Raw genomic sequence first — 12866 nt, forward strand, 5'->3', positions numbered from 1 at the left:
GGTTAAGGATTTTTAAGTCGGAATTTGGTTTGGGGAAAAGGTGAAAGGGTAAGGGTTAAAGGTTTTTTCTTGCCCCTTTTTCCCTTCCCCTTTTGCCCTTAACCGACAAGTATTGGATTGACTGTTACTTGCTTGACTGGGAATTAAAAGCATTCTAAGGTTTTACCGTACTGAAAAAACGGGGGAATGAATTGATGGCAACGGTAGAACTAGAAAAAAAGGTGATGAGTGAAGAAGAAGTAACAAAGCTGTGGGAAGCATTCAAAGTATTTGATGCTGACGGTAGCGGTGCCATCTCCACAAATGAATTAGGGCAAGTAATGCGATCGCTGGGGCAAAGTCCTAGTGAAACCGATTTGCGAGATATGATCAAAGAGGTAGATGTTGACTTATCAGGTAGTATTGATTTTGAGGAATTCAAAACCCTGATGGTGTCAGTACAAGGCGATCGCAAAAGCCGTCTTAAGTTGGCATTTAGTGTGTTTGATGAAGATGGTAGCGGTCAGATTACCACAAACGAGCTACACAGCATCATGAGTCAGTTTGGACTGACGGATCAAGAACTTGATGAGATGATTAAAGAAGTCGATCATGATGGCGATGCCTCAATTGACTTTCAAGAGTTCATGAAACTGGTTCCAGAAGAGTCAGAAATCACCACAGGCTATAAAGATTCACCCATTGCTTTTACTAGTTCCCCAGCAAATAATTCACCCACCGTCACCTCAGATATAGCGGCTACTACGGCAGCACCTACATTATCAACCATCACATCTCCTGCACAGGAAATAAAGAGCGACGACAAAGAAGTAGCGCGACTCAAAGAACTGCTTGCCCTACATCCCCAAGATCAAAAAGAACGCGCCACTTCTCGCCTGCAAATGCAAATCGGGTTATTCCGCCTGATTCAAGGGGCTGCCTATCGCAGCTTCCGTGAAAGTTTTTCCGCCAACCACGAAACCCACCTGCGCGTGAGAAACCTGCCCTACAAAATTACCGACTTTGTGCAGTTTGTCCAAAAAGCGATCGCATTGTATAAAGGGTTAGATGTCGTAGAAAAAGCTTGTTACCCCTTATTAGATGCCGTTGTTGAATCCATCGAAGCAGAATACGCCCGACTCCAACACCGCATCAAGAACTGGAACACCATCGAAAAAACACCCCAGATGCTGGCTGAGGAAAAAGCGATGCAGGAAGCACGGCGTAAATCAATCTCCGTCAGAGAGAAGTTTGCCGCCGGGGTTGAGTTTGCGATTACTGTCAAGAAAAAGCAATTCAGTTTTCGTGATATTGCCTCTGGTGTACTTGCCATCAACGAACTCAACCGTCTCAGACAGATGGAACTGAATGCAGAACTTGCCCCACCACCCGCTAAATCAGCAGGCAATCCCAAAGATTACCTCCAGCAGTGGCACCGGGTTATCCTCTCTGATGCTTCAGAAGAAATATCCGGTGCGATGATGCCTGTAGCTTATTGGTATGAAGATTTTATGCCAAAGCTGCTAGCCGCCTTCAGTGTCAACACTGCCGCAGATATCCCAAGCAACACAGTACTTGATGAAGCGGCGTGCGATCAATGGTATGAAGATACCAAAGCATCTGGAGAATTTGACCGCTATGGGGCAGATGTAGTACAAAACTTTGCTCAATGTACTCCTAAACAAAAGCTAGCCGTGAAGCAGGCATGGCGTTTGACACATCACTATCTCAATGGTGTACAAAAACGGCGTGAACGCCAAGAGTTTGGGCGTGAGTCAGGGGCACTATCCCAGTATGTAGCATTCATTGATGTCTATTTGGCAAGAAGTGACGTGAAGGATTTCCAGATGCGCGTCAGCTTTCCTTATTACATTGGCCCTGCTGTGTGGCGATTTTTCCACACCACAGCAGAAATTGTCTGTACCAAGCCAAATGCAGTACAAAAAGTGGTGGTAGAAATCTTCAAAGATTTCTTTAAACTATTTGCCACAATGTACCCCTGCCCTTACTGTCGTCACCACCTAAATATGTATGTGGTGCAGAACAAAGAAGTCGATATGTACCCAGTAGAATATTTATTGCTGGGACGTGATCCGCAACTGAATAATTTTGAAGTATCGATGGAAGCCAAGCTATCTACAGTTGTAGATGGCCCTGCCTTGCGCTTATTTTTCTGGAAACTACATAACACCGTTTCCTCATCGATCGCTCGCTCTGAAGAATGGTATCACAAGGATGAGAAAGCTTTTTACACTACCCGCTACTGGCCCAGTCTCGATTCCGAATTGGCACGCAGCAAAGCACTCAAACACCTCAGCATCTCCGTTGAGCGACTATACCGCCTCTATGGAATTATTAAACCAGCATCGCGGCTAGCTGGTGTAAGAGCAACACTGCAAAAGCTGTTAGAAAAAGGCGATGAGTCAGGCATTAGGGAAGCTTGCATCCTAGCCCAAGATTATATTCAAGAATTGGAAGCTGCTGCGATCGCCGGACAATTTCTTCAGGAAACCTACCACTTTGATCCGGAAATTGTCGATCAAACTCCCCACTTTACTCCTGAAGAAGAAGAGTATGCCCGCAGTGGCTTATTTGTGGAAGTGATTTAATTGACATCCTCTCACCGCTAACCCTCTAATGTTCTATTACCACAGAACGTTACTATTTTGGAGATGTCTAATACATTCGTGGAGGAAGGGAACAGGGAACAGAGAAAATATTTGTGTAATTAATTCTGTTTAACTAGCTTGAAAAATAGCTGAGGGCGGAGGTAGGCAGCAACATATGTTGCTGTGGTTGGAAAAATTCGCTCTTCAGCAAGTAATTAGGGGTAGTGTTACGGAAGCTGCATCCAAGGGTAAACTAAACAGTTTAGTTTAAAAAGGAAAATCTACGAGTGAACGGTTAGAGTCTGCTTAAATCCCAAAATTAACCCCACTCGCGTGATGATTGAGTGGGGTAAGGGTGATAAAGGTGAAGGGAGGGGCGATCGCGCTTCCTACTACCAACCAGTTAAAGTTTGATGTGCCATATCATGGGTACAAATTAGCCAAAAGCCATGAAAAACTCCATCCCCTTGTGGGTGGAGTTTTTGGGCATGGGGAATCGGGCATGGGGCATGGCGAAGAAATTACCAATGCCCAATGCCCCAAGCTGCGGGGCGGCTGTCCCTCTCCACCCACAAGGGGATGGAGTTTCCCGCCGCTTTCAATAAAAAATGTTTTCGGTTTAATTTTAGGTTATATAGGTGCAGCTATTACAGGTCAACCTAAAGCTATTTGCCGTACAATTTCTATAGAAGTAGGAATGCAAAATTCCGGTTTAGCTGTGGCATTAGCGATCGCACATTTTGATCCAGTAGCCGCAATACTAGGAGCCATATTTAGCGTTTGTCACAATCTTACAGGTTCCCTAATAGCCGCCATTTGGCGAAAATATTCATAATTCAGGCATTAACAGCAGTTTTTGCCACAAATAAGTATGAAAATCTGTCTTTTTCATGCCCTATGCCCCATGCCCTATGCCCCATGCCCTAATTCCAATCGAACATAAGTGCGATCGTCAAATGACTCTCTACCTGGGGCGAGTCCTCTTTGACCTAAATAAATGTCATAAAATAAAGGGTCTTTGGCAATCATTTCTGAGAGAATGGCCTCGCTTTCTATGAGAGTTATTCTTAAATCTGGATAACCATCACTAGCAAGCACTACCGACTTAATTTGTTCGGGAATTTGAATCACTTCAATATATTTCTCAGGGACTTTGTCACCATTAATTACACCATAACCAAAAGGTTCTGCCGGAGAATTACATAACGATGCTTGCAATCTATAGATAGATACTAAAAAATTTTGGCTGGGATCGTTTTGTAATAGTTCGTCAATTGTTTTACCCTGAGCTAGATAGGAATGCACAATCAATGAACGTAACTGAGTTGTAACTTCATCGACTTTACTGAAAGGATTGTGACCTTTACCATCTAATAAATATTGGCAATCTCCAACCCGCCAAAGTTCTCGACGCGCATTAGAGAAGAGTATGATTGCAAAACAGGGCGCAAAAATTGGCACTGTCTCTGATTGAACTCTTGCTAAAGCTTCTTTGACTGCTTGAGTTAACTGCTCAATGGCTTCTGTGGCGCTAGCCTCAGCCGCAAGACTTTCTAAAGCTTGAGCGCCTATTTCTGCTACAAAACGACCAGGAGAAAGCCCATCATAACTAGCACCTGATGCATCTGTAGCGCCATCTAAGACAGCTACAAAGTCCTTAGTAACAACCAGGCGATCATCACCTAAGCTCGGATCTCCGTATTTTGAGCGACTTAATGATTCTACTACTGTGAAGCTGGTGTTTTGATTCATCTCTAATGTCTTACCTCACAGATATCTGTACCAGATATTAAATACTTGTACGAATAAATATCAGGCTATTTACTAAGGGTATTTAATACCTATACCTGTAGATAATGACATAAAATGATTTGGCAATCAACTCAATTACAAAGTTTTTAAACCTACTGAAGCTTTGCGATAAAAACCTTGCCCTTTGAGAGATTTTATGTAACCATTCTATATCGATATTTCGAAAATACTAAAACTCGATACATTTACAGTACTATGTTGATGTGTACATATATCTGTACATTTTTGTGCTGTTTTTAATCTACAAAAACAGCTATATCTAGCTTTTTGTAAGCAATTATCTAGCCTATGATAAAAATTGTTTTACCAATTTCTAAAGATGCTTATATTCATCAGTGATGGCTAAAATTTGTAGAGGAAAAGGATGCATCAGGCTGATTTGTCATGTGGTTGGGAAAAACTATGCTATAAGTCCGGAAATTAAGCAATAACCCAACTTATTAACTACATATTTATGGATTTTCAAGAGCAGTCTCAGAGCAACGATACAACTGCATTTAGCAATCTGCTAGCAAATCGAACGACTGTTTTCACATTAGCGATCGCCTGTGGATTAGCAATAGCAAATGTGTATTACAATCAACCTCTGTTAGCAGATATAAGCAGAAGCTTTCATATCTCTGTACAGCAGGTAGGATTTATCCCGACGCTTACCCAAGTAGGCTATGCAACCGGCTTATTGTTTTTAGTGCCCCTAGGCGATCGCTTAGAACGAAAACAGCTGATTATTAAAATGTTCGGCTTGCTGAGTTGTACCCTAGTTGCAGTCGCCATTTCTCCCAACATCATCTGGCTGGGTGTAGCAAGTTTCCTTCTTGGGTTTAGCAGCATTGTTGCCCATTTAATTCTTCCCTTCGTAGCTCAAATCACCCCGCCCAACCAACGCGGAAAGGTGATAGGTACTTTAATGAGTGGGCTAATTATTAGTGTTTTGCTAGCTCGTTCTGTGAGTGGTTTTGTGGGTAAGCTCATGGGCTGGCCTGGAATTTATTGGATTTCTGCAGGTGTAATGATTGTTCTGGCTTTAGCGATTCGTCAGCAATTACCTGAAAATCGCTCCTCATCACAGATGTCTTATCCAGAACTAATGCAGAGTCTTGCCCATCTTACCTATGAACAGCCTGTACTTCGGGAAGCTGCATTCAATATCGCTTTAATATTTTGCGCTTTTAATGTCTTTTGGGTAACACTAGTTTTCCTGCTAGAATCCCCTGTCTATAACTATGACAGTCAAGTTGCAGGATTATTTGGCTTAGTCGGTTTAGTGGGAGCAGGTACAAGTTCTCTGGTGGGTAGGTTAGTAGACAAATGGGGCGCGAGGCGCGTTGTAGGTATCGCTCTTTGTTGTGCTTTATCTGGCTTTACAATTCTCTGGCTAACAGGGACTCATTTAATGGGTCTGATTTTGGGTGTAATTATCTTAGAGTTGGGAATGCATAGCGCTTACCTTTCCAATCAAATCCGTGTTTATAATCTTGTTCCCAATGCTGAGAGCCGATTGAACACTGTTTATATGGTGATTAACTACAGTGGTGGGGCACTTGGTTCTTTACTTGGTAGTTATAGTTGGGTAATTGGGCAGTGGAATGGGGTTTGTGCTTTGGGGCTTTTCCTATTAAGCTTGGCTGTAATTTTGCACTTTGGCGGACGTAAGAAATAGACTCAGATTCCTAGCAAATTCAGTACTATCCGTAGCACTGGGAAAAATTCATCTTTGATTTTGAGGAAATACACTTATCCCTCAATGCTAAACGGTACTTATTAATCTAGTGAAAGTATCAATTGCCAAGAAATTGAGGAATTGCTAATATTTTGCCTTCTAGATTACCAGCAGGTGCACATTATGGCGGAATCAAACGGCATAATCAAAGATGGCTTTCTCTATCCTCGCAGTCGCTATCATGGTCAAGTAAAACCGCAGAATTTAGTATTTAACGCGAATCTGCAAGAATTTTCTCAAAAAGTTGGTTATATTTCCTCCTTGGAGACAAACGGTAAACTTTCACCAGAGGAAGCTTATCAGAAGATTGAAACAATGTGGGAACAGTTAAAAAAATCCAAATTTGAATTAGGAATCACTTCTGATTAACTGATTTATCAGGGATTGATGACAAAGGCTGACTACAATATAAATAATTTCAAGCTAGATAAGAGTTTCCTATTTTGGTTGTCTAACTATACGACGTTTATTGAAAAGTATTGTATGGCTTATAGTGAGACACAATTGCATTCAGATAAATTATAACTTCCACAGAAATACAAATTATCGGGGCAATCATAAATTGCCCCTAACTGCATATTTGAGCTTCGGCTTTTGTTTTTACTGTTAAAGGTGCTGATAGTGCAAAAACTCCTGCTAATGTATATTGCACCATCCGCTTTAATACAGTGCGACGTTGTGGAAGAAATGGTATTTTCATAACTTTTGAAACGAACTCTAAGCTTATTGAAAAGTTGGTTTATTTGCCACTAATTTTAGTAGCCTAAATAGCTATAAAATCTGTGCCTATCCCTGCGATGTTTATGGCAGATGAAAAGTTGTAATCAGTAAGCTACTAAAAGCCGATTGATTTACCGTATTTTGCTATATAAGAAATTCTTCCACAGTTCGCAAAAAAATGCAACTGGTAAATCAAACATTTTTATCAGCTAATATTTTTTAGAAAAATAAAAATATAATAGGTAATTTATAATTATTAACTTAATTTTTTATAAAAAATTCGCACTTAAAGTAATTAAAAAATATAAATTACTTCTAATGTGAATTAAAAACGCCTCTTATACCATAAGGGTTTCTAGATTAACCCACAATTATTATTTTGGAGCTAGGCTAGGGCTAGCCACGAAATTATAAAGGTTTCAAGATTTAATAACTAATTAAATCTTGAAACCTTGTTAACCTGTTTCTTACAGCAGTTTTCATGTATTTAGACCACAGGCTGATATCTGTATTTCTTTGTTACTTTGCGCCTTTGCGTGAGATATAAAATTGTGGTTCATTTACCTGAAAATAGCTGTAAGTATTTAGAGACCTCCACAAAAAGAAATGCCCAATTGTCATTGCGAATGTAGCGTTCGCGTAGCGTCCCGTTCGCGTAGCGTCTCCGTCAGGAGAAGGGAAGCGAAATGAAGCAACCGCAAAATATTGGGATTGCTTCACTACACTCCGTTTCGCTCGCAATGACAGCTTTTGGATCAATCATTCTGTGGAGTTCTCTTACCATTCTTGTAATGTTGGCCGAATGAGGATTTCATTCACATTCACACGGGATGGCTGGGTAACTGCGTAAACGATCGCAGCTGCAATATCTTCACTTTCTAAAGGTGTCACAGAACGACGACGCGCTTCACTTTGTTGTTTAAAAACTGGGTCGGTAATATGATCATTTATCTCCGTATTGACTAACCCAGGCTCAATAACTGTGATACGGATATTTTGCTTACAAACTTCTTGTCGCAAGGATTCTGAAAAACCGTTTACGCCCCATTTAGTTGCATTATATACACCAACACCAACCCTTGCAGTGCGTCCCGCAACAGATGAAATATTGACGATATGTCCTGCACCTTGAGCTTTTAAAATGGGTAATACCGCATGGGTGACATACAACAACCCCAATACATTGAGATTAATCATCTCCTTCCATTCTGAGGTATTGCCACCATCGATCGCACCAATAACCGCAATACCTGCATTATTGACGAGGATATCTATGCGGCCGAATTCAGTTTTTGTTTTGTGAACTAAATTCTGGACTTGAGCTTCATCTGTCACATCAGTAATAATGGGTAAAGCCTTGCCACCAGTAGTAGCAATTTTTTCTGCCAAGGCATTTAAGCGATCGCCTCTACGAGCAGCCAGAATCACTGCTGCACCTTCTGCTGCTAGTGCTAAGGCGGTGGCTGCACCAATACCAGAGGAAGCTCCGGTAACAATTGCAACTTTGCCGTCTAATTTACCTGTCATGATTGGTTAACGTTTGATTGCTAATGTGAGTCCATCTGCTATAGAAATCAAGCTTAAATCTATGCGATCGTCTTGATGCAGTTTGCTATTAAATTCTCGGATAGCATTGGTAGCTGAGTCTTGCACATCTGCGTTGGCTGCACGTCCAGACCACAGCACATTATCAATGGCAATTAATCCACCTGGACGAATCAGCTTGAGTACTCTTTCGTAATATGCATAATAGTTTTCCTTATCGGCATCAATAAAGGCAAAATCAAAGGTTTCTGCCTCATCTGCTGCCAATAATTTATCTAAAGTCTCGATAGCTGGAGCTAATTTCAGGTCAATTTTTTCTGCTACACCTGCGGCTTGCCAATAACGACGCGCGATGTTGGTAAATTCTTCACTAACATCACAAGCGATGATTTTACCCTCTGGTGGCAAGGCTAAAGCCACACTGAGAGAACTATAACCTGTAAAAACGCCTAACTCCAGAGTCTTCTTGGCTCCTATCAGTTTGACTAAAAAACCGAGAAACTGTCCTTGTTCTGGCGCTACTTGCATATTTGCTCTGGGATGACGCGCCGTCTCTTCCCGCAGTTTGAAGAGTAATTCCGGTTCTCGCAAAGAGATAGACAACAGATATTGATAGAGTTCGTTTGGTAGATGCAGCGTTTTACTAGGAGCCATTAGAGTCAATAACTATGGATATTATTTGAGCTTCATGTTTTAATATACAGTAAATCTATCAAAATACAGTATATTAAAATATGAAGCTATTTTGGAAAAACACCGGTAAGGGCACGGCATCCAAAATATTTGGGGATATCAAATTATCTTAATGGTGCCGTGCCCCTACAAAGAAATTATCTGTCGCCAACATTAATTTGAATTAGTAGAAGACTAAAAAATCTACGAGTAAGATGCCCGTATCACAAGAGCTATATGATTATTTTTTACCTAATTTATCTTTACTACGCTGCATTTTTTAACATAGTAAGTACCTAAACAAAAATATTTACAGTCATTGCGAGCGAAGCGTTCGCGTAGCGTCTCGAAGAGAAGCAATCCCAGCCCTTGCGATTGCTTCATTTCGCTTCCCTTCTCCTGACGGAGACGCTACGCGAACGGGACGCTACGCGAACGCTACATTCGCAATGACATTGTGTAATTAATTTTGTGTAACTACTTATGGTAGATAAATTACAAATAAAAATTAACCCTATTTAAGATAATTACGAATTACGAATTACAAATTTTGAATTCTAAATTTAAAGCTTGGCGGAAGCGAATTATTAGTTTGTTTAGTGCATCTGTATCAATTAAAAATGCATCGTGACCGTAAATTGAAGTTAGCCAAGCTATTTGAGCGTTGGGGATAAAATCGGCTAATTCTTGTTGTTCAATTGGGGGATAAAGAATGTCAGAATCAATACCGACAACTAAAGTAGGTTGTTGAATACTTTGCAAAACAGATTCATAGTCTTTACCTTGAGCAATATCATGATGATCCATTGCTTTGGTAAGAGTAATGTAGGTATTGGCATCAAATCTATCTACTAGCTTTTGACCATGATGTTGTAAGTAGCTAGCGATCGCAAATTGCTCGGCAGATGCATCATACTGCCGTCCAAAGCGTTCTGTAAAGCTGTGCCAATAACGGTAAGTACTCATCGCCATCATCCGCGCTACGGCTAATCCTTGCTTTGGCGGCTGTTCTTCTGTGTAGTTACCACCTTTCCAGTGAGGATCTGCATAGATAGCTTGTCTTTGGGCTTCACTCAATCCGATACACCAAGCTGAATGTCTACCGGAAGTGGCAATGGGTGCGATCGCTTTCACTATTTCTGGATATAATAAAGCCCACTCTAGTACTTGCATTCCACCGAGGGAACCACCAATTACTAGTTGTAGAGATTTAATTCCCAGATATTTAATTAGTTCCGCTTGTAAACGCACCATATCGCGAATTGTGATGACGGGAAATGATGCACCGTAAGGGATTCCGGTTTGGGGATTGATGCTAGTAGCGCCCGTAGTGCCGTAACAACTTCCTAAGATGTTGCTACATAAGATAAAATCGCGATCGCTATCTAGTGCTTTTTTGGAACCTAATAAATCTTTCCACCAGTCATCTGCATCGGCTGAACCAGTTAAAGCATGACAAATCAGCACTCCATTATCGCCTTGTGAGTTTAACTTTCCCCAAGTCCGATAAGCGACTTGAACGCCAGTTAAGACTTCACCTCCCTCTAATTCAAACGGCTGGGAGAGATGGTAATACTGAGTTTGCGGTGAAATGAAGTGCTGGTATTTCATTTATATTAGGGCATGGGTCATAGGGCATGGGGCATAGGGAAGAATAGGAGAAAATCACTAACTATGGACAAATGACAAATGACAAATGACAAATGACCAATAACTAATGACTAATCTTCCCAAATGCTTGCTCGAAATCTTCTTTGATATCGTCGATATGTTCAATACCAACTGAGACGCGGACTAAATCGGGTGTGACACCGGCGGAAACTTGTTCTGTATCGCTTAACTGTTGATGGGTTGTAGAAGCTGGATGAATGACGAGAGTTTTTGCATCGCCAACGTTTGCTAGATGGCTTGCTAATTTCACATTATTAATGAAGGTTTTACCTGCTTCTAATCCGCCTTTGATACCAAAGTTTAAGACTCCACCAAAGCCATGTCTAAGATATTTTTTGGCTCGCTGATGATAAGGATGCTGGGGAAGTCCAGGATAATTAACCCAGGCTATTTGTGGTTGCTGTTCTAACCACTGGGCTAATTCTAGAGCATTGCTGACATGGCGATCCACACGCAGAGATAGAGTTTCTAACCCTTGTAATAACAGAAAGGCGTTAAATGGACTCAATGAAGGGCCAAAATCCCTTAACCCTTCAACTCTGGCGCGGATGATGAAAGCAATATTGCCAAAAGGACTACCGACACCAAACACTTCTTGGAAATTCAGCCCATGATAACCTGGGGATGGTTCAGTAAAGATAGGGAATTTACCATTACCCCAGTCAAATTTACCAGAATCGACAATTACACCGCCAATCGAGGTGCCGTGACCACCAATCCACTTAGTTGCAGATTCCACAACAATATCTGCACCATGTTCAATTGGTCGCGCTAAATACCCACCAGCACCAAAGGTATTATCAACAATGAGGGGAATGCCATTTTCGTGAGCAATATGAGCTAAAGCCGCAAAATCGGGAATGTTGAATTGGGGATTACCAATGGTTTCAACATACAATGCTTTGGTGCGATCGTCGATCGCCTGACGGAAACTTTCTGCGTCGTCGCCTTCCACAAATTTGACGTTGATTCCTAAACGTGGCAGAGAAACTTTAAATTGGTTATAGGTGCCGCCATATAAAAAACTGGTAGAAACAATATTATCTCCAGCTTGAGCGATGGTACTTAAAGCCAAAAATTGTGCAGCTTGACCGCTAGAAGTGGCTAATGCGGCGACACCTCCCTCTAAAGCAGCTATTCGCTTTTCAAATACATCCGTTGTCGGATTCATAATCCGAGTGTAAACGTTACCAAACTCTTGCAGAGCAAACAACCGCGCCCCATGATCCGCATCATCAAAAACATAAGATGTTGTTTGATAAATTGGTACAGCACGGGCATTAGTTCCGGCGGCTGGTTCTTGTCCAGCATGGACTTGCAAGGTTTCAAAGCGATATTTTTCCGACATAGACAATTATCTGCATCAAATATATTTTTCTTTTGTAGCGCCAATAATTAACTATAAGTCTATCGGCTTTTAGTATTTTATCAGCCTAGGCTTGAAGCGCAAGGGGAAGAAGCATTGCTTAACGTTAACTAGTAATTAGACAGCTTGGCTGCTGATGGACAGGCTACATACGCCAAATCTTGATGGACTTATCGCCACTACCACTGATGAGAGTTTTACCATCTTTACTCCAAGCTAAAGCATAAATTCCACCACCATGACCACTCAATTTATTGACTACTTTTACAGTTTTCAAATCCCACAATTGAATTTCTCGGGATAAACTGCCGATAGCAAAAGTTTTGCCATCAGGACTAATAGCTACAGCATTAACAGGGTCAATTCCTATAGAGAAATTATGCATTAATTTTCCGGTTTTCAAGTTCCAGATTTTAATGTTTTTACCATCAGTTTCTTGTAGTGGTAGTTACTGTGAGGGCTTTGAAAATAGAAGATTGCGTTTTCATAGGTATTGAGTAGAGCAACTTTTTGGTAATGCTGTATCAACTTCACTACTGATAAATGAAATTCCGGGTGAAATAAGAAAATTTTCTCGTTTCCCTAGCTCCAGGGAAACGAGAAAATAAAAATTGTTCCCTACTGCACGTTTTCTCTACGATTAACTTCATCAGGCTATAGGTAAAAATCGGAAAAGTCCCAAAAAAAGTAGAAAATTCAGGAACTTCCAAAAATTAAATTATCCAGGCTTCACTACGAAAGCGATGCTCGTCATTCTGCCTCCTCTGCTCCC

11 protein-coding genes are annotated in these 12866 nt (G+C 41.1%); 4 read left to right on the forward strand and 7 right to left on the reverse strand.

Annotated elements, in window-relative coordinates:
- Positions 1 to 194 precede the first annotated feature (194 nt).
- Positions 195 to 2588, forward strand: a complete 2394-nt coding sequence (locus tag HGR01_RS28885) for an EF-hand domain-containing protein (protein WP_045872242.1) — start codon at positions 195 to 197, stop codon at positions 2586 to 2588.
- Between the two features lie 355 nt (positions 2589 to 2943).
- The gene (locus HGR01_RS28890) at positions 2944 to 3423 is read left to right on the forward strand and encodes a bile acid:sodium symporter family protein (RefSeq protein ID WP_155539435.1); all 480 of its coding nucleotides are present in this window, start codon (positions 2944 to 2946) and stop codon (positions 3421 to 3423) included.
- Between the two features lie 74 nt (positions 3424 to 3497).
- Here HGR01_RS28890 and HGR01_RS28895 read toward each other — a convergent pair whose 3' ends face one another.
- Positions 3498 to 4340 (reverse strand): protein phosphatase 2C domain-containing protein, encoded by an 843-nt coding sequence (locus HGR01_RS28895; protein WP_045872240.1) that lies wholly within the window; start codon positions 4338 to 4340, stop codon positions 3498 to 3500.
- Positions 4341 to 4854: 514 nt separating this feature from the next.
- Between HGR01_RS28895 and HGR01_RS28900 the strand changes: the two genes are divergently transcribed.
- Together HGR01_RS28900 and HGR01_RS28905 are read left to right on the forward strand one after the other, a co-directional pair.
- Entirely contained in the window at positions 4855 to 6060 is a 1206-nt protein-coding gene (locus HGR01_RS28900; protein WP_052335301.1) for an MFS transporter, read from the forward strand.
- Positions 6061 to 6243: 183 nt separating this feature from the next.
- Positions 6244 to 6489 (forward strand): hypothetical protein, encoded by a 246-nt coding sequence (locus HGR01_RS28905; RefSeq protein WP_045872239.1) that lies wholly within the window; start codon positions 6244 to 6246, stop codon positions 6487 to 6489.
- A gap of 199 nt (positions 6490 to 6688) precedes the next feature.
- Here the strand turns inward: HGR01_RS28905 and HGR01_RS28910 are convergent, their stop codons facing one another.
- From HGR01_RS28910 to HGR01_RS28935, 6 genes are all read right to left on the reverse strand, one after another.
- Positions 6689 to 6820 carry a hypothetical protein gene (locus HGR01_RS28910; RefSeq protein ID WP_255325274.1) on the reverse strand — a complete coding sequence of 44 codons (132 nt, stop codon included), beginning with the start codon at positions 6818 to 6820 and terminating at the stop codon, positions 6689 to 6691.
- 797 nt (positions 6821 to 7617) lie between these two features.
- Entirely contained in the window at positions 7618 to 8367 is a 750-nt protein-coding gene (locus tag HGR01_RS28915; RefSeq protein ID WP_045872238.1) for an SDR family NAD(P)-dependent oxidoreductase, read from the reverse strand.
- A 6-nt stretch (positions 8368 to 8373) separates the two neighbouring features.
- Complete coding sequence (locus HGR01_RS28920; RefSeq protein WP_045872237.1) at positions 8374 to 9039, reverse strand: class I SAM-dependent methyltransferase; 666 nt, start codon at positions 9037 to 9039, stop codon at positions 8374 to 8376.
- Positions 9040 to 9591: 552 nt separating this feature from the next.
- Complete coding sequence (metX, locus tag HGR01_RS28925; RefSeq protein WP_045872236.1) at positions 9592 to 10668, reverse strand: homoserine O-acetyltransferase MetX; 1077 nt, start codon at positions 10666 to 10668, stop codon at positions 9592 to 9594.
- 103 nt (positions 10669 to 10771) lie between these two features.
- On the reverse strand, positions 10772 to 12076 hold the full coding sequence (locus HGR01_RS28930) for an O-acetylhomoserine aminocarboxypropyltransferase/cysteine synthase family protein (RefSeq protein WP_045872235.1): 1305 nt from the start codon (positions 12074 to 12076) through the stop codon (positions 10772 to 10774).
- 163 nt (positions 12077 to 12239) lie between these two features.
- A complete protein-coding gene (locus tag HGR01_RS28935) occupies positions 12240 to 12479 on the reverse strand; it encodes a WD40 repeat domain-containing protein (protein ID WP_052335300.1) in 240 nt (79 codons plus the stop codon).
- Positions 12480 to 12866: the final 387 nt, after the last annotated feature.

Origin of the sequence: Tolypothrix sp. PCC 7712 (assembly GCF_025860405.1) — a bacterium.
Classification (GTDB): domain Bacteria; phylum Cyanobacteriota; class Cyanobacteriia; order Cyanobacteriales; family Nostocaceae; genus Aulosira; species Aulosira diplosiphon.